This is a genomic window from Mycobacterium sp. GA-2829 (genome assembly GCF_001499965.1).
Taxonomy (GTDB): Bacteria; Actinomycetota; Actinomycetes; order Mycobacteriales; family Mycobacteriaceae; genus Mycobacterium.
The window spans coordinates 156029-180779 of the sequence record NZ_LQIT01000089.1; the positions used below are offsets into that span (position 1 = coordinate 156029).

27 protein-coding genes are annotated in these 24751 nt (G+C 70.0%); 12 read left to right on the plus strand and 15 right to left on the minus strand.

The genetic code is table 11. The features are described 5' to 3' along the window. Positions 1-8: 8 nt before the first annotated feature. The 6 genes from hypF to AU194_RS30575 are packed head-to-tail and all read left to right on the plus strand — an operon-like array spanning position 9 to position 5768. Positions 9-2264, plus strand: coding sequence for a carbamoyltransferase HypF (hypF, locus tag AU194_RS30550; protein ID WP_059093036.1), 2256 nt, complete (start codon positions 9-11; stop codon positions 2262-2264). Positions 2265-2278: 14 nt separating this feature from the next. Beyond that, the gene (locus tag AU194_RS30555) at positions 2279-2578 is read left to right on the plus strand and encodes a HypC/HybG/HupF family hydrogenase formation chaperone (RefSeq protein WP_059092991.1); all 300 of its coding nucleotides are present in this window, start codon (positions 2279-2281) and stop codon (positions 2576-2578) included. Between the two features lie 4 nt (positions 2579-2582). Beyond that, the gene (gene hypD / locus AU194_RS30560) at positions 2583-3683 is read left to right on the plus strand and encodes a hydrogenase formation protein HypD (protein WP_059092992.1); all 1101 of its coding nucleotides are present in this window, start codon (positions 2583-2585) and stop codon (positions 3681-3683) included. Beyond that, positions 3676-4743, plus strand: a complete 1068-nt coding sequence (gene hypE, locus AU194_RS30565; RefSeq protein WP_059092993.1) for a hydrogenase expression/formation protein HypE — start codon at positions 3676-3678, stop codon at positions 4741-4743. The genes hypD and hypE overlap by 8 nt, the downstream gene beginning before the upstream one ends. Position 4744: 1 nt before the next feature. After that, positions 4745-5455, plus strand: a complete 711-nt coding sequence (locus tag AU194_RS30570; RefSeq protein ID WP_059092994.1) for a DUF6390 family protein — start codon at positions 4745-4747, stop codon at positions 5453-5455. Position 5456: 1 nt separating this feature from the next. After that, complete coding sequence (locus AU194_RS30575) at positions 5457-5768, plus strand: hypothetical protein (RefSeq protein WP_059092995.1); 312 nt, start codon at positions 5457-5459, stop codon at positions 5766-5768. Between the two features lie 6 nt (positions 5769-5774). Here the strand turns inward: AU194_RS30575 and AU194_RS30580 are convergent, their stop codons facing one another. Further along, the gene (locus tag AU194_RS30580; protein WP_059092996.1) at positions 5775-5969 is read right to left on the minus strand and encodes a DUF3046 domain-containing protein; all 195 of its coding nucleotides are present in this window, start codon (positions 5967-5969) and stop codon (positions 5775-5777) included. Positions 5970-5978: 9 nt separating this feature from the next. Further along, positions 5979-7142: a glycosyltransferase gene (locus tag AU194_RS30585; protein WP_059092997.1), complete on the minus strand. Its 1164-nt coding sequence runs from the start codon at positions 7140-7142 to the stop codon at positions 5979-5981. A 61-nt stretch (positions 7143-7203) separates the two neighbouring features. On the opposite strand from AU194_RS30585, the gene AU194_RS30590 reads away from it, so the two are divergent. Further along, on the plus strand, positions 7204-7653 hold the full coding sequence (locus tag AU194_RS30590; RefSeq protein ID WP_059092998.1) for a limonene-1,2-epoxide hydrolase family protein: 450 nt from the start codon (positions 7204-7206) through the stop codon (positions 7651-7653). A gap of 4 nt (positions 7654-7657) precedes the next feature. Here the strand turns inward: AU194_RS30590 and AU194_RS30595 are convergent, their stop codons facing one another. From AU194_RS30595 to pgsA, 5 genes are all read right to left on the minus strand, one after another. Beyond that, positions 7658-8479: a hypothetical protein gene (locus AU194_RS30595; protein ID WP_059092999.1), complete on the minus strand. Its 822-nt coding sequence runs from the start codon at positions 8477-8479 to the stop codon at positions 7658-7660. Between the two features lie 18 nt (positions 8480-8497). Further along, positions 8498-9316 (minus strand): phage shock protein PspA, encoded by an 819-nt coding sequence (gene pspA, locus AU194_RS30600; RefSeq protein ID WP_059093000.1) that lies wholly within the window; start codon positions 9314-9316, stop codon positions 8498-8500. Positions 9317-9422: 106 nt separating this feature from the next. After that, positions 9423-9737 carry a transcriptional regulator ClgR gene (gene clgR / locus AU194_RS30605; protein WP_059093001.1) on the minus strand — a complete coding sequence of 105 codons (315 nt, stop codon included), beginning with the start codon at positions 9735-9737 and terminating at the stop codon, positions 9423-9425. A gap of 83 nt (positions 9738-9820) precedes the next feature. Beyond that, a complete protein-coding gene (locus AU194_RS30610; protein WP_059093002.1) occupies positions 9821-10309 on the minus strand; it encodes a CinA family protein in 489 nt (162 codons plus the stop codon). After that, positions 10287-10898, minus strand: coding sequence for a CDP-diacylglycerol--glycerol-3-phosphate 3-phosphatidyltransferase (gene pgsA / locus AU194_RS30615; RefSeq protein WP_197417784.1), 612 nt, complete (start codon positions 10896-10898; stop codon positions 10287-10289). Before pgsA ends, AU194_RS30610 begins: the two co-directional genes overlap by 23 nt. Positions 10899-10981: 83 nt before the next feature. Here pgsA and AU194_RS30620 point away from each other — a divergent pair, with 83 nt between their 5' ends. Further along, positions 10982-11467 carry an amino-acid N-acetyltransferase gene (locus AU194_RS30620; protein WP_197417789.1) on the plus strand — a complete coding sequence of 162 codons (486 nt, stop codon included), beginning with the start codon at positions 10982-10984 and terminating at the stop codon, positions 11465-11467. Positions 11468-11518: 51 nt separating this feature from the next. Here the strand turns inward: AU194_RS30620 and AU194_RS30625 are convergent, their stop codons facing one another. Continuing rightward, positions 11519-14092 carry a DNA translocase FtsK gene (locus AU194_RS30625; RefSeq protein WP_197417785.1) on the minus strand — a complete coding sequence of 858 codons (2574 nt, stop codon included), beginning with the start codon at positions 14090-14092 and terminating at the stop codon, positions 11519-11521. A gap of 148 nt (positions 14093-14240) precedes the next feature. Here AU194_RS30625 and AU194_RS30630 point away from each other — a divergent pair, with 148 nt between their 5' ends. Further along, positions 14241-14558 carry a putative quinol monooxygenase gene (locus tag AU194_RS30630; RefSeq protein WP_059093004.1) on the plus strand — a complete coding sequence of 106 codons (318 nt, stop codon included), beginning with the start codon at positions 14241-14243 and terminating at the stop codon, positions 14556-14558. Between the two features lie 5 nt (positions 14559-14563). Continuing rightward, positions 14564-15382 (plus strand): mycofactocin-coupled SDR family oxidoreductase, encoded by an 819-nt coding sequence (locus tag AU194_RS30635; protein ID WP_059093005.1) that lies wholly within the window; start codon positions 14564-14566, stop codon positions 15380-15382. A 6-nt stretch (positions 15383-15388) separates the two neighbouring features. Here the strand turns inward: AU194_RS30635 and AU194_RS30640 are convergent, their stop codons facing one another. The 5 genes from AU194_RS30640 to AU194_RS30660 form a co-directional block, all read right to left on the minus strand. After that, complete coding sequence (locus tag AU194_RS30640; RefSeq protein ID WP_059093006.1) at positions 15389-15613, minus strand: hypothetical protein; 225 nt, start codon at positions 15611-15613, stop codon at positions 15389-15391. A 127-nt stretch (positions 15614-15740) separates the two neighbouring features. Further along, a complete protein-coding gene (locus AU194_RS30645) occupies positions 15741-17417 on the minus strand; it encodes a ribonuclease J (protein WP_059093007.1) in 1677 nt (558 codons plus the stop codon). Between the two features lie 4 nt (positions 17418-17421). Further along, the gene (dapA, locus tag AU194_RS30650; RefSeq protein WP_059093008.1) at positions 17422-18324 is read right to left on the minus strand and encodes a 4-hydroxy-tetrahydrodipicolinate synthase; all 903 of its coding nucleotides are present in this window, start codon (positions 18322-18324) and stop codon (positions 17422-17424) included. A 25-nt stretch (positions 18325-18349) separates the two neighbouring features. After that, a complete protein-coding gene (gene thyX, locus AU194_RS30655) occupies positions 18350-19114 on the minus strand; it encodes an FAD-dependent thymidylate synthase (RefSeq protein WP_059093009.1) in 765 nt (254 codons plus the stop codon). 9 nt (positions 19115-19123) lie between these two features. Continuing rightward, a complete protein-coding gene (locus AU194_RS30660; protein WP_059093010.1) occupies positions 19124-19891 on the minus strand; it encodes a FadR/GntR family transcriptional regulator in 768 nt (255 codons plus the stop codon). A gap of 84 nt (positions 19892-19975) precedes the next feature. Here AU194_RS30660 and AU194_RS30665 point away from each other — a divergent pair, with 84 nt between their 5' ends. Next, entirely contained in the window at positions 19976-20875 is a 900-nt protein-coding gene (locus tag AU194_RS30665) for a proline iminopeptidase-family hydrolase (RefSeq protein WP_059093011.1), read from the plus strand. Positions 20876-20905: 30 nt separating this feature from the next. Continuing rightward, a complete protein-coding gene (locus tag AU194_RS30670) occupies positions 20906-22342 on the plus strand; it encodes an APC family permease (RefSeq protein WP_059093012.1) in 1437 nt (478 codons plus the stop codon). A gap of 22 nt (positions 22343-22364) precedes the next feature. Here the strand turns inward: AU194_RS30670 and AU194_RS30675 are convergent, their stop codons facing one another. Then, positions 22365-23459 carry a diguanylate cyclase gene (locus AU194_RS30675; RefSeq protein ID WP_059093013.1) on the minus strand — a complete coding sequence of 365 codons (1095 nt, stop codon included), beginning with the start codon at positions 23457-23459 and terminating at the stop codon, positions 22365-22367. 75 nt (positions 23460-23534) lie between these two features. Then, positions 23535-24749, minus strand: coding sequence for a winged helix-turn-helix domain-containing protein (locus AU194_RS30680; protein ID WP_059093039.1), 1215 nt, complete (start codon positions 24747-24749; stop codon positions 23535-23537). Between the last annotated feature and the right edge of the window lie 2 nt (positions 24750-24751).

The following is a 24751-nucleotide window of genomic DNA, read 5'->3' on the forward strand; positions in this document are numbered from 1 at the left end:
GCCGGCGGGTGCGGGTGTGCGTACGCGGCGTGGTGCAGGGCGTCGGGTTCCGCCCGTTCGTGTACACGACGGCCACCGCGCTCGGGCTGTCCGGCTCGGTGCGCAACGACAGCGCGGGCGCGGTCATCGAGGTGGAGGGCGCCGCGGCTGCGGTCGCGGACTTCCTCGACCGGGTGCGTGACCACCCGCCGCCGCTCGCGGTCGTCGAGGGTGTCGACACCGTCGAGCTCCCGCCCGCCGGCGGTACCGATTTCGTCATCGCGGGCACCTCCCGCGGCGGCGGCCGCACGCTGACCTCGCCCGACGTCGCGATGTGTGCGGAATGTGCCGCCGAACAACGTGATCCGCGCAACCGGCGCTATCGCCACCCGTTCGTCAACTGCACCAACTGCGGCCCGCGGTTCACCATCATCGCCGCCCTGCCCTACGACCGCGCCGCCACGTCGATGGCCGGGTTCGCGATGTGCGCCGACTGCGCCCGCGAATACGTCGACCCCGGCGACCGCCGCTTCCACGCCCAGCCGGTGTGCTGTCCGCGGTGCGGTCCCACGTTGACCTTCCACACCGGTGGCACCCCGGCGCGGTCCGGCGAGGCGGCGCTGGCGCAGGCCCGGCGGCTCCTGCGCGACGGCGGCGTCGTGGCGGTCAAGGGCATCGGCGGCTACCACCTGGCCTGCGACGCCGCCGACGCATCGGCGGTGACGGAACTGCGACGGCGCAAACGCCGCGGCGACAAACCGTTCGCGGTCATGGTGCCCGACCTCCCCACCGCACACCGGATCGCCGTGCTCGACGATGCCGCCGCGCGCGTGCTCACCGGGCCGCAACGCCCGATCGTGCTGGCGCCGCGCCGGCCCGGGGCGCCCGTCGCGGTGGCGGTGGCACCCGCCATCCCCGATCTCGGTGTGCTGCTGGCCTATTCACCGCTGCACACCCTGCTGTTCGGGCTGCCCGGCGACGAACCGGGCCCGCAGGTGCTGGTGATGACGTCGGGGAACCTCGCCGGTGAACCGCTGTGCTACCGCGACGACGACGCCCTCGAGCGGTTGGCGGGTCTGGCCGACGGGTGGCTGTGCCACGACCGGCCGATCCTCGTCCCGTGTGACGACTCGGTGGTGCGGGTCGTCGACGGCAGGGAACTGCCCGTGCGGCGGTCCCGCGGATACGCGCCGCTGCCGGTGGCGCTGCCCGTCCCGGTCGCGCCGACGCTGGCGGTCGGGGCCGACCTCAAGAACACGATGGCCGTCGCCGACGGCCGCTACGCCTGGCTGAGCCAGCACATCGGTGACATGGACGATCTGGCGACGCTGTCGGCGTTCACCGCGGCCGAAGAGCACCTGCGCCTGCTCACCGGCGTGGCACCCACCATCGTGGCCGCCGACGCCCACCCCCGGTACCGCTCCACCGACTGGGCGCACCGGCATGCGCGCGGTAGGCCGGTGCGCACCGTCCAGCACCACCACGCCCACATCGCGGCGGTGATGGCCGAACACGGCCTCGACGAGCCGGTACTCGGATTCGCCTTCGACGGAACCGGTTACGGGCCGGACGGCGCGGTCTGGGGTGGCGAGGTGATGGTCGCCGACTACAAGGGATACCGCCGGACCGCCGCGCTGCGCTACGTCCCGCTGCCCGGCGGCGACGTCAGCGTGCGACGGCCCTACCGGATGGCGCTCGCGCATCTGTTGGCGGCCGGACTCCCCTGGGACGACGGGTTACCGCCGGTGCGCGCATGCCCCGACGACGAGCGACGGGTGCTGCGCCACCAACTCGGGACCGGACTGCACTGCGTACCGACGTCGAGCATGGGCCGGCTCTTCGACGCCGTCGCCGCCCTGGCGGGAGTCCGGCAGCGCGTGGACTACGAGGCGCAGGCGGCGATCGAGTTGGAGGGGCTGGCCCGCATGGTCACCGATCCGCCTGCGCCGTATGCGTTCTCCGTCGACGAGACCGCCGCGCCGGCGCTGATCGAGCCCGCCCCTGTGCTGCGCGCGATCGTCGCCGACGTCGCTCGCGGGGTGTCCGCGGCCGTGGTCGGGTGGCGGTTCCACCGCGCCGTCGCCGACCTCGTCCTGCGACTCGCCGACGGGACCGGATCGGTGGTGGCGCTCTCGGGCGGCGTCTTCCAGAACGCGCTGCTGCTGCGGATGGTGCTCGAGGGCTTCGCCGCACGTGGCACCCCGGTGCTGACCCACCACCGGGTGCCGCCGAACGACGGCGGTATCGCGCTGGGCCAACTGATGGTCGCGAACATGGGATCGTAGAAGGGAGAACGCCGATGTGTCTGGCGGTTCCGGGGAAGATCGAGAGCGTGTCCGACCGCGACGGCACGCTGATGGCCGTCGTCGACTTCGGCGGCATCAAGAAAGACGTGTGCCTGCAATACATTCCCGATGCGCGCGAGGGCCAGTACGTGGTGGTGCACGTCGGATTCGCGATCCAGCGCCTCGACGAGGAGTCGGCGATGCGCACCCTGCGCGAATTCGAACATCTCGGCGTCCTGGCCGAGGAGTTCGGTGACGGATTCGAACTGGCCGCCCGCCAAGCCGGTGTGGCCAACCCCGACAGCGGGAGGTGACGGGATGAAGTACCTCGACGAGTTCAGTGACCCCGAGTTGGCGGCCCGGCTCGTGGCACAGATCAAGGCCGTCACGACCCGGCGCTGGTCGATCATGGAAGTCTGTGGCGGCCAGACGCATTCGATCATCCGCCACGGTATCGACCAGCTGCTGCCCGATCAGATCGAGATGATCCACGGCCCGGGGTGCCCGGTGTGCGTCACGCCGCTGGAGATCATCGACAAGGCGTTGGAGATCGCGTCCAGGCCCGAGGTGATCTTCTGCTCGTTCGGCGACATGCTGCGCGTACCGGGCAGCGAGAAGGACCTGTTCCGGGTCAAGAGCGAGGGCGGTGACGTGCGCGTGGTGTACTCGCCGCTGGATGCGCTGACCGTGGCCCGCCAGAACCCGGACCGGCAGGTGGTGTTCTTCGGCATCGGATTCGAGACCACCGCCCCGGCCAACGCGATGACCGTCTACCAGGCCCGGCGTCTCGGCATCACCAACTTCTCACTGCTGGTGTCGCATGTGCTGGTGCCGCCAGCGATCTCGGCGATCATGGAATCCCCCACCTGCCGCGTGCAGGCGTTCCTCGCCGCCGGCCACGTCTGCTCGGTGATGGGCACCGACGAGTATCCGCCGCTGTGCGACAAGTACGGCATCCCGATCGTGGTCACCGGTTTCGAACCACTCGACATCCTCGAGGGCATCCGGCGCACCGTCGTGCAACTCGAAGCCGGCCGCCACGAACTGGAGAACGCCTACCCGCGCGCGGTCCGCGCCGAGGGCAATCCGGCGGCCAAGGCGATGCTGACCGACGTCTTCGAGCCCACCGACCGCAGTTGGCGCGGCATCGGGATGATCCCGGCCAGCGGGTGGCGGCTCTCCCCCGCCTACCGGGAGTTCGACGCCGAGTACCGGTTCGCGGTGACCGACATCCACACCGAGGAGTCCACGCTGTGCCGGTCGGGTGAGGTGCTGCAGGGGTTGATCAAACCGCACGAGTGCGCGGCGTTCGGCACGGTGTGCACACCACGGAATCCGCTCGGCGCGACCATGGTGTCGTCGGAGGGCGCGTGCGCAGCGTACTACCTGTATCGGCGGCTCGAGGTGAGCCATGCGTGAGGACAGCGCGGCCATCGATATGGACAGCTGGGTGTGCCCTGCCCCACTGCGCGATTCGCCGAACATCGTGATGGGCCACGGCGGCGGCGGTGCGATGTCCGGTGAACTCATCGAGCACCTGTTCCTGCCCGCATACGGCCCGGCCGCCGACGCCGCGCTGGGCGACGCCGCCGTCGTCGAGGTCGACGGCACCCGGCTCGCCTTCTCCACGGACTCCTTCGTCGTCAAACCGATGGTGTTCCCGGGCGGCACGATCGGCGACCTCGCGGTCAACGGCACCGTGAACGACCTCGCCATGGCCGGTGCGACGCCGACGGTGCTGTCGACGGCGTTCATCCTCGAGGAGGGCACGCCGCTCGACGAGTTGGCCCGCGTCGCCCAGGCGGTCGGCACCGCGGCGCTGGCCGCGGGCGTGAAACTGGTGACCGGCGACACCAAGGTCGTCGACTCCGGCCACGGTGACGGCGTCTACATCAACACCAGCGGCATCGGGCTCATCGATCCGCGAGTCGACATCCGGCCGCAGCGCGCGAGCGTGGGCGACGCCGTCATCGTCAGCGGCGACATCGGGGTCCACGGGGTCGCGGTGATGAGTTGCCGCGAGGGGTTGGAGTTCGCGACGACCGTCGCCAGCGACACGGCGCCGCTGCACGGACTGGTCGCCGCGATGATCGACACCGGCGCCGACATCCACACGCTGCGTGACCCCACCCGGGGCGGTATGGCGGCCACGCTCAACGAGATCGCCAGGGCCGCGTCGGTCGGCATCGCCCTCGACGAGCGGGCGCTGCCGATACCGCCGCAGGTGCGCGACGCGTGCGGGCTGCTCGGCCTGGACCCGATGTACGTGGCCAACGAGGGCAAGCTGGTGGCGTTCGTGCCCGCCGCGGGCGCCGAGCGGGTGCTGACGGCGATGCGGGACCACCCGCTGGGCGCCCGCGCCGCGCTCATCGGCACGTGCGTGGCCGACCATCCGGGCATGGTCGTGGCGCGCACCGCGCTCGGCGGCACCCGGGTGGTGGATCTGCCGGTGGGCGAACAACTTCCGCGGATCTGCTGACATGGCACTGCGGACCCGGCGGGACGGCCGCACCCTCTTCGCGCAGTACGCGTTCCCGCCCAACGAACTCGGGTACTGCGGCCCGCCCGGCGTCGCGGGCGCCGGGTTGGCGGGCCGGGCCCGGGAGTTCGACGGCGCCTGGCCGTACCTGGAGGCATTGGCCGCCGCCGGGAATGCGGACGTGCTCGACGACGAGGTGGTGCACAGCTATTGGATCGGCGGGGCGCTGCTGGCGGCGGTGGACCCGTCGGATCTGCTGACGCGGTTGCGGTGCGCGTTCGCCGGTCAGGTGACGGGTCTGCTCGACGCGGTGGCCGAACACGGGGTGTCGGCGCACCACAGTTTCCACGTTCTCGTCGTGTACCCCTGGATCCGTTTCCTCGACCGCGACCCCGCGACACCGCTGCGAATCATGCAGATGTGCCGGATCCGTTGGGGCACGGTCGAATACGTCGACGACGACCACGTCGTGCTGAGCAGCCGGCCGCTGACGGTGACGGACCGGGCGCTGGGACTGGGCGCCCCCCGCTGCGAGCGGGTGCGGTGGCGCAGGGACGGGACCGCACTGTCGGACACACCCCGACCGGGCGACCTGGTCGCCGCGCACTGGGACTGGGTGTGCGGGGCCCTGACCGAGGGCGACGTCACGGCGCTGCAGACCGCCACGTCGGTGACCCTCGCCCTCGTCAACGACGTTCTGGAGAGGAGTTGAGATGAGTAGCACGAACGAACGGCTGTCGGAGGAACCGCAGGAGCGACGCGGGGCGCCGGGCTCCCGGGACACCGGGTCGGATGCGCCGTCGGGCGGGCCCGCCGACCGGCCGTCGGGCACCTATCGCGGTGACGAGACGGTGCCCTCGCATCCCGAACAGGGCGACCCCGAGCAGACCGGGAGCGAGAAGACCGAGGCGCCGCCCTCGGACGCCGAACCCGCCGTACCGCCCTACGGGGGCAGGCAGACGTCGGCGAAACCGGACACCGGCGGGCCGACCGGAGCGGTGAAACCGGTCACCGACACGGGCTGACGCCCCTCACCACTGATCGCGCGGGACGTCGAAATCGGCGCACAGCGCCCGCCACACGTCGCGGGGCTCGACGCCCTCCTCGATGGCCTGGGCGGCGGTGCGCCCACCGAAGCCACTGAGCACATGGTCGACGAGCAGCGACCGGCCGCGGATCGAGCCGAACTGGCCGTCGACGAGTTCGTGGAATTCCGTCAGTCGCACGCCACCAAATTACGCGAGCGTGCGGCGGCACACCTGTACCGGATCGGTGACCTGTCCCGCAGTCTCCGCCGCCAGGCGTGCCGCGGCCCGGTAACCGGGGGTGTCGAGCACCTCCCGCACGGCCGCCGCGAGCGCCGGTCCGCTCAACGGTCGCACCAGCTGCGCACTGCCTTGCCGGACAACACGATTGGCGATCTCCCACTGGTCGCCGCCGCCGGGTACCACCACCATCGGCACCCCGGCCAGCAGTGTCTTGGCCACCATACCGTGGCCGCCACCGCAGATCACCACGTCGGCGTGGGTGAGCAGTTCGTCCTGACGGCCCAGCCCGACCGCCGCCCAGGGCGGCACCGGACCGTCGGGCCCCGACAACCGGGACACCACCACCCGCGCGCCGGCGGGCAATACGCTACCGGGCGTCAAAACCTCGAGCGCCACCTCGGCGACCCCACGTTCGCCCGTCGTGGCCGTCGACGGGGCGACCAGTACGACCGGGCCGTCGCCGGCGGGAACGTCGAGCACCTGCGCGGTGGGCTCGAAGTGCAGCGGGCCGACGAGGACCGCCTCGGCGGGCCAGTCCGGACGGGGCACCTCCAGGGCGGGCAGCGTGGCGATCAGCCGCCGCAGCGGGCCGGGATCCTCGGCGGGCAGTCCAATCCCGGTTCGGGCCTCGGCGCGCTGAGCCAGCCCCTGCCGCCATGACCGCGCGGTGAGCGCCCGCATCACCGCATCCCGCAGCCTGCCCCGTACGCCCACGCCGGGCGCCAGTCCGCTGCCGATGGGCGGCAACCCCCTCGACGGCCGGTACAGCGGATGCGGGTTGAGCTCCACCCAGGGGCGGCCGAGCAGTTCGGCGGCCAGCCCCCCGCATGCGGTGATGACGTCGGACACTACGAGGTCTGGGTTCAGGGCCTCGAGCACCGGCGCGTTGAGCACCGCCATCCGGGCGGCGCGGCGGTGGATCTTGGCGCCGGCGTCGGCGTCGTCATCGTCCTCGGTGGGGTCGAGTCCGAGGAGTTCCTCGGCGTTCACACCGGCCGCTCGGGCAGTGTCGAGCCATTCGACCCCGGTCAGCAGCGTGGGCTCGTCGCCCGCGGCGGCGAATTTCCGGCACAGGGCGATCGCGGGGAACGCGTGCCCCGGATCCGGACCGGCGACGACGGCGACACGCACCCGCTCACCCTGCCACAGCAACAACCGTCCAGTGCCCGCGGGCGCGGACTACCCTGAGCCCATGACCGACTCGAGCAACGGCTCCACGTCAGCCCTGCAGAGCACGACCAACGCCCGCACGGTGGAGACCTTCCTCTTCGGCCTCCAGGACGAGGACTTCGACGCCGCGGAGTCCTTGATGGCCGACCACATCGCCTGGCACAACGTCGGCTTCCCGATCATCCGCGGGCGCACCCGCATCTCCAAGCTCTTCCGCAGCGGCCAGGGGCGGATGCGGTTCGAGGTGAAGTTCCACAACATCGCCGCCGAGGGCGACACCGTGCTCACCGAACGCACCGACGCGCTCATCTTCGGTCCGGTGCGGTTGCAGTTCTGGGTGTGCGGCGTCTTCGAGGTGCACGCGGGCAAGGTCACGGTGTGGCGGGACTACTTCGACAAGCTCGGCTTCCTCACCTCGACGGTGCGCGGTCTGCTGGCCGTACCGTTCCCCGCGCTCCGCCCGACGATGTAGCGGTCTAAGCGCGGCGCAGGTGACCCAGTTCGTCGAACGCCTGCGCCCAGCCCTGCAGCCGGTCGGTGGCCGCGACGAGTTCCTCGCGGTGGCGCCGGCCGTACATGGGTGAGCTGGACATCGGGCCGTTGTTGGCCGCCGCCACGAGTTGCGCTGCTGCATCGACCATTTCGTGATACTGGCGCACACCCTGGTCCATCTGCGCGGTGAACGCGCGCACCGTCGACTGCAGGTGGTTGCGCGACATCGGCGCCGAGGACATGGCGCGTTCCATCGACGCCACCTCCGCGGCGGTCGCGGCCATGGTGGCCGCGCTCTGCTGCGCCGCGGTGGTCAACTCGCGCAGTTCGTCGTGCGGCAGCATGCGCCCGCGTTCCATCACCCCGAGTAGGGAGAACAACGCGCGTTCGGCGTTCTGCAGCGCCGCCATCGGCGGGCGGGCAGCCGAAGTCCACGGCGGGAGCCGGCGCGAACCCCTGGTGCGGGCGGGCGGCAGCGGTTCGGCGCGCAGCCAGCGGTAGCGCAGCAACAGCAGGGTGGCGGGGAACATCGCCCCCGCGGCGATCGCCCCGGTGATGATGAAGACCCAGAACGGTGTGCTCCACGCGGCCAGTACCGCAGTGACGAGGATCCAGAACACGCTGGTGACGGCGAAGAACAACCCCAGCCGCAGCGCCCACCGCCGCTTGCGCAGCAGTTTCGCCCGCGGATCGGCAGCGGCGTGCAGCTTGTCGGCGACCACGTCGGACAGCTCTGCGGCGGTGTCGACCCCGCGTTGCACCATCGAACGCCACATCGTCGGGGCCGGCCTGCTCTGCGTCTTCACTGCCTCACCTCACGGGAACTATTGCGACAACGGGTTTTCCGGCGTCGGCGCAGCCGGGTTGGCGGCCGGAGTCGCGGGATTGGCCGCCGGGGTGGCGCCACCGGACGGCAGGGCGTCGCCCCGCATCGAGGCGCGGATCTGCTCGAGCCGGGAGTGGCCGGCCATCTGCACACTGGCCTGCTGCACCTCGAGCATGCGGCCCTGTACAGAGTTCTGCGCGAGTTCGGCCTCGCCCATCGCGTTGGCGTAGCGCCGCTCGATCTTCTGGCGCACCTCGTCGAGGCTGGGCGTGGTGCCCGGTGCGGCGAGCTCGCTCATCGACCGCAGCGAGGAACTGACCTGCTCCTGCATCTTGGCCTGTTCGAGCTGGCTGAGCAGTTTGGTGCGCTCGGCGATCTTCTGCTGCAGCATCATCGCGTTCTGCTCGACGGCCTTCTTGGCCTGTCCCGCGGCCTGCAGCGCCTGGTCATGCAGGGTCTTGAGGTCTTCGACGCTCTGCTCGGCGGTGACCAGCTGCGCGGCGAACGCCTCGGCGGCGTTGTTGTACTCGGTCGCCTTGGCGGTGTCGCCGTTCGCGACCGCCTGGTCGGCCAGCGTGAGCGCCTGGCGGACGTTGACCTGCAGCTTCTCGATGTCGGCGAGCTGGCGGTTGAGCCGCATCTCCAGCTGACGCTGGTTGCCGATGACCTGGGCTGCCTGCTGGGTGAGGGCCTGGTGCTGGCGCTGCGCCTCTTCGATCGCCTGCTGGATCTGCACCTTCGGATCGGCGTACTCGTCGACCTTGGAGCTGAACAGCGCCATCATGTACTTCCACGCCTTGACGAACGGGTTGGCCATCGCTTCACTCCGCCTTCGGGTCTAGTCGACTAAGTCCTGTTGCCAACTTATCGGTTCTGTACACGTCACCACACCCCCGCAGAGGGTTCGGGGGCGTCAGGCCGGGTCACGCAACGGCCATCGACACCGACTGCGGGATCACGACCTTCGTGCTGACGTCGATCGACGAGGTCGCGCCGATGTGCTCCTGATGGGCGAGTTCCTCACCCGCGTCGGCGAGCACCCGCGACAGCGGGACGTCCAGCGCGCCGCAGATGGCACTCAGCAACTCGCTCGAGGCCTCTTTGCGGCCGCGTTCCACCTCGGAGAGATAACCCAGGCTGACCCGGGCGGTATCGGAGACCTCACGCAGGGTCCGGCCCTGTTCGGTGCGGGCACGGCGCAGCACGTCGCCGATAACCTCGCGCAGCAATGCCGCCATCGTGCCCTCCTTCGTTGGCTGGGTTGCTACCTGCACAACGCCCTCGGCGCCGACGCGGTTCCCAGGATTCGAAGAGTTTCAGATCACTGCTGCGCGACGAGTGCGCGCAGGTGGCTGATCGCCGCGTCGACCGCGGCCCTGCGGATCTCCCACCGCGACCCGGCCAGGCGCAGTTCGACCACCTCGGTGTGCACCGGGCCGGCCAGGCCGAGGAAGACGGTGCCCACCGGATGGCCGCCGTGCGGTTCGGGCCCGGCGACGCCGGTCAACCCGACACCCCAGGTGGCCGCGCAGCGCTGCCGCGCCCCGACCGCCAGCGCCCGCGCGGTCGGGGCGGCGACGGGTCCGACGGCATCGAGAACCTGCGGCGCCACCCCGGCCAGTGCGATCTTGGTGTCCTCGGTGTAGGTGACCAACCCGCCGCGCAGCACCGCGCTCGCGCCGGGCACGCCGGCCAGCGTGGCGGTCAGCAGGCCCGCGGTCAGCGATTCGGCGGTCGCGACGCTCTGGTGGCGCACGGTCAGGTCGGCGACCAGTGCGCGGGCGTCGTCAGTGAGCAGCGGGTCGGTCACGGGAGTCCCGGATCGCAGAGAGGACGTAGTCCAGACCGGTGAGCACAGTCAGGACCACGGCGGCCACCATGATCACCCACGCCACCGCCAGCCAGGGCCCCGGCCAGGCCGCCAGCGGCAGCACGAACAGCCCGATCGCGACGGCCTGCACCAGAGTCTTGAGCTTGCCGCCGCGACTGGCCGGGATCACCCCGTGCCGCAGCACCGCGAAGCGCAGCACGGTCACGGCGAGCTCACGGGCCAGGATGACCGACGTCACCCACCACGGCAGGTCGCCGAGTACCGACAGACCGACCAGCGCCGAACCGATCAGTGCCTTGTCGGCGATGGGGTCGGCCAGCGCGCCGAATTCAGTGACCATGCCGTAGCTGCGGGCCAGCGCACCGTCGAACCGGTCGGTGATCACCGCCACGGCGAACACCACGAATGCGACCACGCGCCAATACGTTTCATGGCCGTCGCCGACGAACAGCGCGGCGAGGAAGACCGGCACGAGGATGAAGCGCACACCGGTGAGGACGTTGGCGATGTTGGCCACTCGGGCGCGCGGCACCACCGGATCAGTAGGAGACGGGCCCGACACCGCCACAGAATATCGGTTGGCTCTGCCGATATTCTCGCAGCGTGAGCGCAGCCGATGAGAACACGGGCCCAAGCGTCGCCGACGGGGTCATCGTGCGCCGGGCGCGCACGTCCGACGTCCCGGCGATCAAAGCGCTCGTCGACATCTATGCCGGCAAGATCCTGCTCGAGAAGAACCTCGTCAACATCTACGAGGCCGTACAGGAGTTCTGGGTCGCCGAGGAGGACGACGAGCTCATCGGGTGTGGCGCATTGCACGTGCTGTGGGCCGACCTCGGCGAGGTGCGCACGGTCGCGGTGCATCCGAAGGTCCGGGGCCGCGGCGTGGGGCACCGCATCGTGTCGCGATTGCTCGACGTGGCGCGCGAGTTGCGGCTCGAGCGGATCTTCGTGCTCACCTTCGAGGTGGAGTTCTTCGGCAGGCACGGCTTCGCCGAGATCGACGGCACCCCGGTGACGGCGGAGGTCTACGAGGAGATGTGCCGCTCGTACGACACCGGTGTCGCGGAATTCCTCGACCTGTCCTACGTCAAGCCGAACATCCTCGGCAACACCCGAATGCTGCTCACCCTCTAGCGATTTCGGCGCGCTCGCATACGCTGCGCGCACGCGAGCGCGCCGAAACCGCTACTCGTCGTCGTCGGCGTCGGCGCCGTTGGCATCGGCCCCGCCGCGGATCAGCATCAGGGTGCCCGCCAGCTCGTCGGGTTTGACCAGCACCTCCCGGGCCTTGGACCCCTCCGACGGGCCCACGATGCCGCGGGTCTCCATCAGGTCCATCAACCGGCCGGCCTTGGCGAAGCCGACCCGCAGCTTGCGCTGCAGCATCGAGGTGGACCCGAACTGGCTGGACACCACGAGTTCGACGGCCTGCAGGAACACGTCCATGTCATCGCCGATGTCGGGGTCGACGTCCTTCTTCTCACCCGCCTTGACCGCGGTGACGCCCTCGATGAACTCGGGTTCGGCCTGATCCTTGGTCGCGTTGACGACGGCCTGGATCTCCTCGTCGGTGATGAAGGCGCCCTGCAGGCGGATCGGCTTACCGGCACCCATCGGCAGGAACAGCCCGTCGCCCATACCGATGAGCTTCTCGGCGCCGGGCTGGTCGAGGATGACGCGGCTGTCGGTCAGCGACGAGGTCGCGAACGCCAACCGGGACGGCACGTTGGTCTTGATCAGACCGGTGACGACGTCGACCGAGGGCCGCTGGGTGGCCAGCACGAGATGGATACCGGCGGCACGGGCCTTCTGGGTGATCCGCACGATCGCGTCCTCGACGTCGCGCGGCGCGGTCATCATGAGGTCGGCGAGCTCGTCCACGATCGCGAGGATGTACGGGTAGGGCTTGTAGACGCGCTCGCTGCCCAGCGGTGCGGTGATCTCGCCGCTGCGCACCTTCTCGTTGAACACGTCGATGTGGCGCACCCGGGAGGCCTGCATGTCCTGGTAGCGCTGCTCCATCTCCTCGACCAGCCAGGCCAGCGCCGCGGCGGCCTTCTTCGGTTCGGTGATGATCGGCGTGATCAGGTGCGGGATGCCCTCGTACGGCGTCAGCTCCACCATCTTCGGATCGATGAGGATCATCCGGACCTCGTCCGGTGTCGCGCGGGCGAGCAGCGACACCAGCATCGAGTTGACGAAGCTCGACTTACCGGAGCCGGTCGACCCGGCGACCAGCAGGTGCGGCATCTTCGCGAGGTTGGCCGAGATGAAGTCGCCCTCGATGTCCTTGCCGAGCCCGATCACCAGCGGGTGGTGGTCGCGGCGGGTGGTGGGCGCGGTGAGCACGTCGGCGAGGCGCACCATCTCGCGGTCGGTGTTGGGCACCTCGATGCCGACGGCCGACTTGCCCGGGATGGGCGCCAGCATGCGGACGCTCTCGGTGGCGACCGCGTAGGCGATGTTGCGGTGCAGTGCGGTGATCTTCTCGACCTTCACACCGGGGCCGAGTTCGACCTCGTAGCGGGTGACGGTCGGGCCGCGGGTGCAGCCGGTGACGGCGGCGTCGACCTTGAACTGCTGCAGCACCGAGGTGATGGCCTCTTCCATCTTCTCGTTGGCGGCGCTGCGCAGCTTCGGCGGATCGCCGGCGACGAGCAGGTCCAGTGACGGCAGCGTGTAGGGCCCCTCGACGACCCGGTCGAGCGACAGCGTGTCCTGTTCGTCGACCGGCTTCTTCTCGACCGGTGCCTTCTTGCGCTTCGGTTTGGCCTCGGCGACGGGCGCCGCGGGCAGTGCGGGTACCTCGGGCAGGGTCGGCGGTTCGCTGTCCTGCGGGTCAAGGGGGTAGTTGTCCATGGGCGACCCCGACGGCCAGAGCCTGTCGTCGCGCGAGGTCGCGGGGTCGTCGTAGTAGCCGTCCGAGAAGTCGTCGCGCGCAGCGGCTTCCGGCGCCTCGTCGTCGTAATACTCTTCGGCGGCCTCGTCGTCGTACTCGTAATACTCGTCGTCGTACTCGTCGTCGTAGCGCGTGGAGAACATGGCCCGCACCGTCTCGGGCACCTCGCGGATGGTCGTGCCGGTGATCAGCAGCAGCCCGAAGAGGACCCCGATGAACAGCAGCGGGGCGGCGATCCAGGGGGTGAGGCCGTCGGCGAGCGGACCTCCGATCGCGAATCCGGCGAACCCGCCCGCCTGCTGCCGCTCCCCCGGCGCATGCGGCGAGCCCGACCACAGGTGCCAGAGCCCCAGCGCGGGCAGCGCGATCATCGCGCCGCCGAGAAGCAGGCGGGGCCGCGCCTCGGGATCGGGTTCGCTGCGCATGAGCACCACGGCGATCGCGGTGAGCACGATCGGCACGAGCATCACCGCATCGCCGACGAGCGAGCGAAACACCGTGTCGATCCACGCGCCGACGGGACGGGCGGCGTCGAACCACGACGCGGCGGCCACCACGACCGCGATGCCCAGCAGGGCCAGCGCGATCCCGTCGCGCCGATGTCCGGGTTCGATCTCGCGGGCGCGACCGACCGAACGCGCGGTGCTGCCTGCTCCGCGCGCCAGCATCAGCCACCCGGCGCGGGCCCCGCGGCCGACCGCGGCCCCGGCGGCGCCGACGGGCGACGCGGTACGCCGCGGTGCGGGTTTGCGACGGGCCGCCGCGGACTTCGCGGGCCGGCCCGGCCGCGCCCCACTCCGCGTTCCGGCCTTTGACCTGCTCGTACGGGCGCCAGAGCGGGCGACGGTCTTACCAGCCATGGGGTCCAGCCTAGTCGCTTGCGTCCCACATGCACCATCAGCCACACGGGTCACAGATTGGTTTCAGCCCCGTCTCCGAGCGGTTGCCGATGAGTAGGGTGGACACCTGTCCGACCAACCCGCCGAACTCACCGAGGAGCAGTCGCGCATGCCCGTGACCGTCGTCGCCACCCTGCCCGTCAAACCGGAATCCGTCGAGACGGTGCGCGGCATCCTGACCAGGACCATCGAGGCGGTCCACGGCGAACCCGGCTGCGACCTGTACTCGCTGCACGAGGCCGACGGCGGCCTCTTCATCTTCGTCGAGCAGTGGGCCGACGCCGACGCGCTGAACACCCACAGCAAGGCCCCCGCTGTCACGCAGATGTTCGCCGACCTGGGCGACCACCTCGCCGGGGCCCCGGACATCAAGGTGGCCCAGGCCGTTCCCGCCGGTGATCCGGCCAAGGGTCAGCTGCGGCCCTGACGCCGATGCGTCCACTCGAGGGCAAGGTCGCCTTCATCACCGGCGCGGCGCGCGGGCAGGGGCGCGCGCACGCGGTCCGGCTCGCCTCCGACGGCGCGGACATCATCGCGGTCGACCTGTGCGACCAGATCGCCTCCGTGCCGTATCCGCTCGCCACACCCGACGATCTGGCGGCGACGGTCAAACTCGTCGAGGACACCGGCGCCCGCATCGTGGCAGCCCAGGCCGACGTCCGTGACCGCGCCGCGCTGAAGTCGGCGCTGATCGCCGGCGTCGACCGACTCGGCGGGCGGCTCGACGTGGTGGTCGCCAACGCCGGTATCGCACCCATGGCGGGTGAGGATGCCTGGCAGGACGTCATCGACGTCAACCTGACCGGGGTCTACCACACCGTCGACGTCGCGATGCGGCCGATGATCAAGGCGGGTAACGGCGGTTCGATCGTGCTGACCAGTTCGGTGGCGGGTCTGGTCGGCCTGTCCTCGCCGATGGCCGGCTCCATCGGGTACGCCGCCGCCAAACACGGCATCGTCGGCATCATGCGGGTGTACGCGAATCTGCTTGCCGGCCACAGCATCCGGGTCAACTCCGTGCACCCTGCCGGGGTGAACACGCCGATGATCGACAACGAGTTCACCCGCAGCTGGCTCAAAGGGCTGGCCCAGGAGTCCCAAGGGGGACCCGATATGGGGAACGCGCTGCCCGTCCAGACGCTCGACCCCGAGGACATCGCGGCCGCGGTGGCGTTCCTGGCCTCCGACGAGGCGCGCTACATCACCGGGGTCACGCTGCCGGTGGACGCCGGGTTCGTCAACAAGCGCTGACACACCCTAGAGGCGGTCCATCATCCGGGACAGTTCCGAGGACTCCAGGTACACGCACCGCGACGGGTAGTAGTGCGACCGGCTCTCGGGCAGGGTATGGGGATTCCACCAGTGCGCGCCCGGCGTCGTCACACTCGGTGCGTTGACGTCCAGCACCACGTCGCGACGCCGATGCGCCTGCTTCCACGCCGCCGCCAGATGCCAGGGGTGAACGAGCTGGTGAGCATTCATGGCGATCCTTCCGCTAACGCCTCAACCAGGGAAGACGTGTTATTGACGCTTCCGGCTAATGGAACCATCGCGGTGTCGGATCGCGCCTCGTCCGAACGGTTGAAATTCTGTCAGGGACCGGCAGATGTCAGATCTCGATCACTGTCGGCACGATCATCGGCTGCCGCCGGTAGGTCTCGCCCACCCACTTGCCGACGGCGCGCCGCACGGCCTGGGCGATCCGCGCCGGATCGGTGACGGTGTCCGCGGCCAGCCGCTCGAGTTCCTGCTCCACCTTGCGGGCGGCGGGTTCGAGTGCCTTGGGATCCTCGGAGAATCCGCGCGAGTGCAGGTGCGCCGGCCCCGCGGGCTTCCCGGTCCCGCGATGCACCACGACGGTGACCGCGACGAAACCCGAGGACAGCACCAGGCGTTCGCCCAGCGTGGTCTCCCCCACGTCGCCGGTGATGAGTCCGTCGACGAACATCTTCCCCACCGGCACCGCACCCGCGATGCTCGCCTTACCGGCGACCAGGTCGACGCTGACACCGTTCTCCGCCACCACGATCCGCTCGGGGTCGACCCCGGTGCTCGCGGCCAGCGCCGCGTTGGCGCGCAGGTGACGCCACGTCCCGTGGACCGGCATCACGTTGCGCGGCCGGACCCCGTTGTAGAGGAACAGCAGTTCGCCGGCATAGGCATGGCCCGAGACGTGAACGCGCGCATGAGCGTTCGTCACCACCCGGGCGCCGATCTTGGCCAGCGAGTCGATGACGCCGTAGACGGCCTCCTCGTTACCCGGGATCAGCGATGAGGACAGGATGATCAGATCGCCCGCGGTCAGCGTGATGCTGCGGTGCTCACCGCGCGACATCCGCGACAGCGCCGCCATCGGCTCGCCCTGGGTTCCGGTGGTGATCAACACGACCCGGTCGGCGGGCATCATCTCCGCGGCGGCGATGTCGAGCACATCGGAGTCGTCGACCTTGAGGTAGCCGAGCTCCCGCGCGATGCCCATGTTGCGCACCATGGAGCGGCCGACGAACGCCACCCGGCGACCCAAAGCGACTGCGGCATCGATGATCTGCTGGACGCGGTCGACGTTGGACGCGAAGCACGCGACGATCACCCGGCCGTCGGCACCGCGCATCAACCGGTGCAGCGTCGGGCCGATCTCGCTCTCCGACGGGCCCACGCCGGGGCGGTCGGCGTTGGTGCTGTCACACAGGAACAGGTCGACACCCGCGTCGCCGAGACGCGACATCCCGGGCAGGTCGGTGGGTCTGCCGTCGAGCGGCAGCTGGTCGAGTTTGATGTCGCCGGTGTGCAGGACGGTGCCCGCGCCGGTGTGCAGCGCCACGGCCAGACAGCCCGGGATCGAATGGTTGACCGCGAAGTACTCACATTCGAAGACGCCGTGGCTGCTGCTCTCCCCCTCGGCCACCTCGACGAACACCGGTTTGATGCGGTGTTCGCGGCACTTCTCGCGTACCAGCGCGAGCGTGAACTTCGAACCCACGACGGGGATGTCGGGACGCAGTTTGAGCAGATGCGGGATGGCGCCGATGTGGTCCTCGTGGGCGTGGGTGACCACCAGCGCCTCGACGTCGTCGAGGCGGTCCTCGACGTGGCGCAGGTCCGGCAGGATCAGGTCGACCCCGGGTTCGTCGTGCCCGGGGAAGAGCACCCCGCAGTCGATGATGAGCAGCCGGCCCAGATGCTCGAAAACGGTCATGTTGCGGCCGATTTCGCTGATCCCGCCCAGCGCGGTCACGCGGAGTCCGCCGACCGCGAGCGGGCCGGGGGGACGCAGTTCTGCGGTCACGGCGTCACCGCAGCACCGCCGCGGCGCGCATGTCCGCCGCGAGCGCCGTCAGATCCTCGGGGGTGGGCGGGATCTGCGGCAGACGCGGGCAACCGACGTCGAAGCCGAGCAGGCCGAGCCCCGCCTTGGCCATCGTGACACCGCCGAGCCGGGCCTGGGCGTCGGCCAGCGGCGCGAGGGTCGCGTTGATCTTGCGGGCGGTCGCGACGTCGCCGGAGTTGAAGGCGTGCATCATCTCTCGGATCTGACCGGCGGCGAGGTGGCCCCATACGCTGATGAACCCGACCGCACCCATGGCCAGCCACGGAAGGTTGAGCGCATCGTCGCCGGAGTAGTACGCCAGCCCCGTCTCGGCGATGATCCGGCTGCCGCCGTGCAGGTCGGCCTTGGCGTCCTTGATCGCGACGATGTTCGGGTGTTCGGCCAGTTTCCGGATGGTGCGCCACTCGATGGGGACCACCGAGCGCGGCGGGATGTCGTAGAGCACGACGGGCAGGTCGGTGGCGTCGGCGACCGTGGTGAAGTGCGCCAGCAGCCCGGCCTGGGGTGGCCGCGAGTAGTAGGGCGTGACGACCAGCAGGCCGTGGGCGCCCTCGGCGGCGGCGGCCTTGGCGCCCGCCACGCTGTGGGCGGTGTCGTAGGTGCCGACACCGGCGATGATCCGCGCCCGGTCCCCCACCGCTTCGAGCACGGTGCGCAGCAGGATCTGCTTCTCGGCGTCGGTGGTGGTCGGCGACTCGCCGGTGGTGCCGGAGACGACCAGGCCGTCGCAGCCGGAGTCCACCAGGTGGGTGGCCAGGCGCGCGGCGGTCGCGGTGTCGAGGGAGCCGTCGGACTTGAACGGGGTGACCATCGCGGTGAGCACGGTGCCCAATCGGGCCGTCACATCGAATCCGCTGGTACTCACGGACGCCAAGATTACCCGCTTGACCTCACGCCTCGGTGACGAGCGGGGTGGTCGCGACCTCCGTGCCGTCCGCCAGGGCGTAGATCTCGAAGTCAGCGAACACCGCGGGGGCCACGACCACCAGTTCCCGCAGGCAGGCGATGGCCAGTCGGCGGATCTCGACGTCGGCGTGCTCGCTGGCCCGCATCGCGATGAAGTGCCGCCAGGCCCGGTAGTTACCGCTGACGACGATGCGTGTCTCGGTGGCGTTGGGCAACACCGCACGCGCGGCCTGCCGGGCCTGTTTGCGGCGCAGCGTCGCCCGTCTTCCCCCGGGCTCATCGCCCATGAGCTTGTCCTCGAGTCGCGCCAGCAGCTCGGTGTAGGCGGCGCGGCTCGCATCGGCCGCCGTGGTGAACAACTCCTCCAGGTCGGGGTCGCCCTCGATGCCCGGCGGGACGACGACCTGGGAGTCGTGTTCGGGAACGTAGCGCTGCGAGAGCTGCGAATAGGAGAAGTGGCGATGCCGGATCAACTCGTGGGTGCAGGAGCGCGAGATGCCGGTGATGTAGAACGTCACCGAGGCGTGCTCGAGCACCGAAAGATGCCCGACGTCGATGATGTGCCGCAGGTAGGCGGCGTTGGTCGCGGTCCGCGGGTTGGGTTTGGACCAGCTCTGGTAGCAGGCCCGGCCGGCGAACTCGACGAGTGCGGACCCGCCGTCGGCGTCGGTCTCCCACGGCACGTCCGGTGGCGCCACGAACTCGGTCTTGGCGATCAGCTGTACGCGCAGCGGCGCGGTCTCGGCCACGGCGCCACCCTAGTCAGTCAGCACGCCCGCGCGGCGCATGGCCGCGGCGATGAGCTCGAAATCGATGGCGACGTGGGCGCGGGCGATCGCGTCGGCGTCGTCGGGCCGGCCGTCGACGATCGCGTCGACGAGGTGTTCGTGGTCGTGCAGGGCCCGCCGCTCCATCGCGGCCATCGTGTCGTTCTCCCCCCACGGGTGGGCCGGTGCGGCGATGCTCACCGACGCCTCGAGGTCGAGCAGCAGTTTCTTGAGCACGGGATTGTGGGCGGCGTCCATGATGGTCAAATGCAGCCGACTGTCGGCCTGCTGCGCCTCGACGCCGCTGTTCGCGGCGCGGAAACCCTCGAGCGCCCCGCGCAGGGCGGCCACGTCGTCGGCGGTGCGGCTCTCGGCCGCCGCGCGGCAGATCGCACCGTGCAGCCGGCACACCGCGTCGCACCGGTCGCGCAATTCGCCCAACCGCATCGCCAGCGTGCGCCCGACCGATTCGGGGGACGTCTCCCGCCACTGTTCGAGCACGTAGGAGCCGCCGCCGCGGCCGCGTCTGGTCTCCAGCAGACCCCGGTCGACCAACCGCGCCAGTGCGGCGCGCACGGTCATCCGGCCGACGCCGAGTGAGGCGGCCAGTTCCCGTTCGACGGGCAGGCGGGTGCCGGGCAGGTACTCGCCGAGCGCGATCGCGGTGACCAGCCGGTCGGTGATCTCGTCGACGCGCGACGGCATGTCGAGCTGCTGTTGCAGCAGGCCCGACGTCACCGCGGCACCACTCCCAGCCATCTCCCAGCCTTCCCGTGAATACGGGAATGTTAACGATTCCGATTGGTCTTGCGGCGAGACCATTATGGGTTCATTCTGATCGCCATGCTTGTCGAGACCCGCACCGTGCCGTTCCGAGACCACCAGACCTGGGTGCGGATCGCCGAACCGGACAAGCCCCGCGACGGCCTGCGGCCGTTGTTCGTGCTCCACGGCGGGCCGGGGATGGCGCACAACTACGTCCGCAACATCGCCGAACTGGCCGACGAGACGGGCAGGCGCGTCGTCCACTACGACCAGATCGGCTGCGGCAACAGCACTCATCTGCCCGACGCGCCGGCCGAGTTCTGGACCCCGGAGCTGTTCGTCGAGGAGTTCCACGCCGTGCGCACGGCGCTGGGGATCGAGCACTACCACGTGCTCGGCCAGTCCTGGGGCGGCATGCTCGGCGCCGAGATCGCGGTACGGCGCCCGGCCGGGCTGGCCTCGCTCGCGATCTGCAACTCGCCGGCCTCGATGGCGCTGTGGATGGCCGCGGCCGCCGAACTGCGCGCCGAACTGCCGCTCCAGACCCAGGCGGCGCTCGACCGGCACGAGGCCGACGGAACGGTCACCGACCCCGAGTACCTCGCGGCGACCGAGGAGTTCTACGTCCGGCACGTATGCCGTGTGGTGCCCACCCCGAAGGACTTCGTCGAGACCGTCGAACAGATGGAGGCCGAGCCGACGGTGTACCACACGATGAACGGCCCCAACGAGTTCCACGTGCTGGGCACGCTGCGCGACTGGAACATCGTCGACCGCCTGGGTTCGATCGCCGCGCCGACCCTGGTGGTCGCCGGCGAGTTCGACGAGGCGACCCCGGCCACCTGGGCGCCGTTCGTCGAGCACATCCCCGACGTCCGCAGCCACGTCTTCCCCGACACCAGCCACTGCAGCCACCTCGAGAAGCCCGACGAGTTCCGGTCCGTCATCGCCGGATTCCTCGCCGCCCACGACGCCTGACCCTCTACCGACTCACCGACAGGAACATCCATGGCAAGTTCTGAGACCGCCGCCGACAGCGCACACACGCTGGAATCGTTCGGGTACAAACAGGAACTCAACCGGTCGGTGGCCACGGCGGACCTCGTCGTCTACGGGCTGGTGTTCATGGTCCCGATCGCACCGTGGGCGATCTTCGGGACCGTCTACAACAGCGCGTCGGGCATGGTGCCGCTGGTCTACCTGATCGGTCTCGTGGCGATGGTGTTCACCGCATTGGCCTACGCGCAGATGGCGAAGTCCTTCCCGCTGGCCGGTTCGGTGTTCTCCTACGTCGGGCGCGGAATCCATCCCGCCGCAGGGTTTTTCGCGGGCTGGGCGATCCTGCTGGACTACCTGCTGGTGCCGACCCTGCTGTACGTCTTCGCCGCCGAGTCGATGATCGGCCTGTTCCCCGGCACCCCACGCTGGTTGTGGGCGGTGATCTTCGTGCTGGTGAACACCGTCATCAACCTCGCGGGCATCAGCTCGCTGAAACTGGCCAACCGCGTGTTCCTGGTCATCGAGCTGGTGTTCGTGGTGGCGTTCATCGTGATCGCGGTGCGCGCGATCAACGGTCAGTCCCTGCCCGACGTCGGGTGGAGCATCTCGCCGATCTGGGATCCCAGTGTGATCAGCGCACCGCTGCTCGCGACGGCGCTTTCCATCGCGGTGCTGAGTTTCCTCGGCTTCGACGGCATCTCGACGCTCGCGGAGGAGTCCACCGGAGAACGCAACCCGGCGGGCCGGGCCATGCTGATCGCGCTGTTCGTGGTCGCGACGCTGTTCGTGGTGCAGACCTGGCTGGCCAGCCTGCTCGCGGGCGGGCGGGAGTCGTTCAGCGAGGACGAGGCCGGTAACGCCTTCTTCACGCTGGTGCAGGCCGCGGCGAGCACCGGCTGGATGAACGCGTTCTTCGTCGTCAACGTGCTCGCCGTCGGGTTCGCCAACGCCATGGCCGCCCAGGCCGCGACCAGCCGGCTGCTGTTCTCGATGAGCCGCGACCGCCAGCTGCCCGGCTTCCTGTCCCGGATCAGCCGCAGGCAGGTGCCGATGGCGGCCCTGCTCACCGTCAGCGCGCTGAGCCTGGTCCTGGTGCTGTTCTTCGTCGGGCAGATCGGGCTGATCTCGTCACTGGTCAACTTCGGCGCGCTGTTCGGCTTCTGCCTGCTGCACGTGTCGGTGGTCTGGTACTACCTGGGCCGCAGGAAGTCGAAGAACTACCTGCTGCACCTCGTCGTGCCGACACTGGGTTTCCTGATCATCGCCTACGTGCTGGTCAACGCCGACGCGCTGGCCAAGATCGGCGGCATCGTGTGGCTGGCGATCGGGGCGATCGTGTTCGCGTTCAACAAGATTCGTGGGCGCGGCATCCCCGTGTTGCCTGCCGAACACGAGCTGGACACCGTGGGTGAAGGGTCGGTGGGGCAGCTCAGCGAACCGAGGTAGCTCCGCCGCACCGGACAGTCCATTAGTCCGGGATCACCTGATCGAGATGCTGGTGGTGAAGCCGGTTTCCCCCTTCGCGTTTCGATCGGTACATCGCGGAATCGGCCACCCGGATGAGGTGTTCGACGAATTCGGGGCGATCGCGGGCCATACCGGGGTCCGCGGGCACGGTGCAGATGCCGAAGCTAGCGGTGACACGGTAGGGGACGGTGGCGATCTCGCACCGCAGGCGCTCCATGGTGGCCACATGCTGGCCGGGCTCGTCGCTGTCTGCCACCACGAACTCCTCCCCGCCGAGCCGGCACAGCAGGGCATCGGTGCGGCACGTCCGGCGCAGCACCGCGCCGACGTTCACCAGCACCTCGTCGCCGGCGGCATGGCCGTGGGTGTCGTTGACCTTCTTGAAATCGTCGAGGTCGATCATCGTGACGTTCAGGTGTCCGCCACCGGCGTGGCGAGTCACGGCCAGCTCGTGCAGGGCGTTGTAGAAGCCGCGGCGGTCGAGCAGCCCGGTGAGCGGATCGCGGTCGGAGTTGCGCAGATCGGTGCGCAAGGTGTGCACCAGCGATTCGATGCCGAATGGTACGCCGACGTTGAGTGCCACCACCGTCAACAGCGCGGCGACGGTCAGCGACACGTCTCCGGTGTCGGAGAGCAGCCGGACTGCGGTGATCGCCGAACACAGCATCGCGACGGCGAGGTTGACCAGCATGTGGCTGAGGGCGTGGAAGTACGCCAGGAACCCGCCGACCGCCGCGAACAGCGTGCAGCCCATCAGCCCGTTGTAGGGGTTCGACATCGCCAGGCACGTGGCGGCGATGCCCAGCGAGCAGACGATGTTGAAGATCAGCGACTGGTTGCGCGTCGGCCACCGCCGCAGCCACAGCACCGACGCGCTCGCCCCGCACACCGCGCAGGTGACCGCCACGGCTCGGGTCAGGGCGTGATCGGGGCCGACGGGGCTGCCCAGCAACACGATTGGCAGCGCAGCGAGTATCGCGGTGAAACCGAAGGTGGCCAGCCGCCACCGCAGCTGGAGCTCGCGGTCGCGCAGGTAGACGGTGAACCAGTCGAACTGGTCCTGCTGGCGCCACCATCGTCGAACCGGCTCCGCCACACCGCCGGGTTGACGGGCCGGGTTCGAGCGATCATCAATTGGCCTGTTCGACACTCCGATTTCTTACACCCTCCCTCATGCCACCGCACGACCGAGCGTCGCGGCCAGATCGCCCCGCTCGCCCACCGTGACCGCGGCCAGCCCGAGCCACTGCGCCATCGTCTTGAGCTCGTCGGCCAGCGCGGTGGCCACCCGCACCGGGTCCTCCCCCGCTTCGAGGAACGCACCGACCACGTGCAGCGCGTCGCGGGTGCGCTCGGCCTTGAGGTCGACGCGCCCGACGAGGCGCCCGTCGAGCAGGAACGGCCACACGTAGTAGCCGTACTGCCGCTTGGCCGCCGGGGTGTAGATCTCGATGCGGTAGTGGAAGCCGAACAGCCGCTCCACGCGCGGGCGGAAGAAGATCAGCGGATCGAACGGACACAGCAGCGCGGTGCCGCGTGCGGTGCGGGGCACGATCTGCCCGGCCCGCAGGTACGCCGGCGCCGCCCAACCGTCGACGTCCACCGGCTCGAGCTCTCCACTGGCGACTAGGGCGGCGAGCGCCGGCTTGACCTGTTTGGCCGAGAGCCGGAAGTAGTCGCGGATGTCGGCCTCGGTGCCCACGCCCAGCGCACCGGCCGCCCGCAGGCACAGCTCCTTCACCGCCTCGGCGTCGTCGACGTGGCGGGCGACCACGTCGGCGGGCAGCACCCGCTCGGTGAGGTCGTAGTGACGGGCGAACCCGACCCGCGTCGCGGTGGTGAGCACACCGGAGGCGAACAGCGCCTCGGTCACCCACTTGGTGTCGCTGCGGTCCCACCAGGGGCCCTTGCGCCCGCGCTGAGCGGCGCCGAGGTACTCCTCGATCTGTCCCGCGGTGGCCGGCCCGAGTTCGGTGACCGCGGCGATCACGTCCTCGACCAGCTGCGGGTTGGCCTTGACGATGTGCGTGCCCCACCGGCCGTGGGTGTACTCGCGCATGCGCCAGCGCAGCAGCGGCCAGTCGTCGACGGCCATCAGCGCCGCCTCGTGCGCCCAGTACTCGACGAGCAGCCGCGGCGCCCGCGCGGAATGTGACCAGGCGGCGCCGTCGAGCACCGCGCGGTCGTAGGCGCCCAGGCGGCTGAACACCGGCGCGTAGTGCGCCCGCACCGCCACCGACACCGAATCCAGCTGCAGCACCTGGATGCGGTTGATCAGCCTGCGCAGGTGCGCACGGGTGACGGCGCCGCGAGGCTTCGGTTCGGCGAACCCCTGGGCCGCGACGGCGATCCGACGCGCCTGGGCTCCGGTCAACGATGCGGCCATCA

What these genes read in the sequence shown, in the direction of transcription:
- AU194_RS30555 (WP_059092991.1), top strand. Translation starts at nt 2,279, where the DNA reads ATGTGTCTGGCGGTTCCGGGGAAGATCGAGAGCGTGTCCGACCGCGAC.
- hypD (WP_059092992.1), top strand. Translation starts at nt 2,583, where the DNA reads ATGAAGTACCTCGACGAGTTCAGTGACCCCGAGTTGGCGGCCCGGCTC.
- hypE (WP_059092993.1), top strand. Translation starts at nt 3,676, where the DNA reads ATGCGTGAGGACAGCGCGGCCATCGATATGGACAGCTGGGTGTGCCCT.
- AU194_RS30570 (WP_059092994.1), top strand. Translation starts at nt 4,745, where the DNA reads ATGGCACTGCGGACCCGGCGGGACGGCCGCACCCTCTTCGCGCAGTAC.
- AU194_RS30575 (WP_059092995.1), top strand. Translation starts at nt 5,457, where the DNA reads ATGAGTAGCACGAACGAACGGCTGTCGGAGGAACCGCAGGAGCGACGC.
- AU194_RS30590 (WP_059092998.1), top strand. Translation starts at nt 7,204, where the DNA reads ATGACCGACTCGAGCAACGGCTCCACGTCAGCCCTGCAGAGCACGACC.
- pspA (WP_059093000.1), bottom strand. Translation starts at nt 9,316, where the DNA reads ATGGCCAACCCGTTCGTCAAGGCGTGGAAGTACATGATGGCGCTGTTC.
- clgR (WP_059093001.1), bottom strand. Translation starts at nt 9,737, where the DNA reads ATGGCGGCATTGCTGCGCGAGGTTATCGGCGACGTGCTGCGCCGTGCC.
- AU194_RS30625 (WP_197417785.1), bottom strand. Translation starts at nt 14,092, where the DNA reads ATGGCTGGTAAGACCGTCGCCCGCTCTGGCGCCCGTACGAGCAGGTCA.
- AU194_RS30630 (WP_059093004.1), top strand. Translation starts at nt 14,241, where the DNA reads ATGCCCGTGACCGTCGTCGCCACCCTGCCCGTCAAACCGGAATCCGTC.
- AU194_RS30635 (WP_059093005.1), top strand. Translation starts at nt 14,564, where the DNA reads ATGCGTCCACTCGAGGGCAAGGTCGCCTTCATCACCGGCGCGGCGCGC.
- AU194_RS30640 (WP_059093006.1), bottom strand. Translation starts at nt 15,613, where the DNA reads ATGAATGCTCACCAGCTCGTTCACCCCTGGCATCTGGCGGCGGCGTGG.
- AU194_RS30660 (WP_059093010.1), bottom strand. Translation starts at nt 19,891, where the DNA reads ATGGCTGGGAGTGGTGCCGCGGTGACGTCGGGCCTGCTGCAACAGCAG.
- AU194_RS30665 (WP_059093011.1), top strand. Translation starts at nt 19,976, where the DNA reads ATGCTTGTCGAGACCCGCACCGTGCCGTTCCGAGACCACCAGACCTGG.
- AU194_RS30670 (WP_059093012.1), top strand. Translation starts at nt 20,906, where the DNA reads ATGGCAAGTTCTGAGACCGCCGCCGACAGCGCACACACGCTGGAATCG.
- AU194_RS30680 (WP_059093039.1), bottom strand. Translation starts at nt 24,749, where the DNA reads ATGGCCGCATCGTTGACCGGAGCCCAGGCGCGTCGGATCGCCGTCGCG.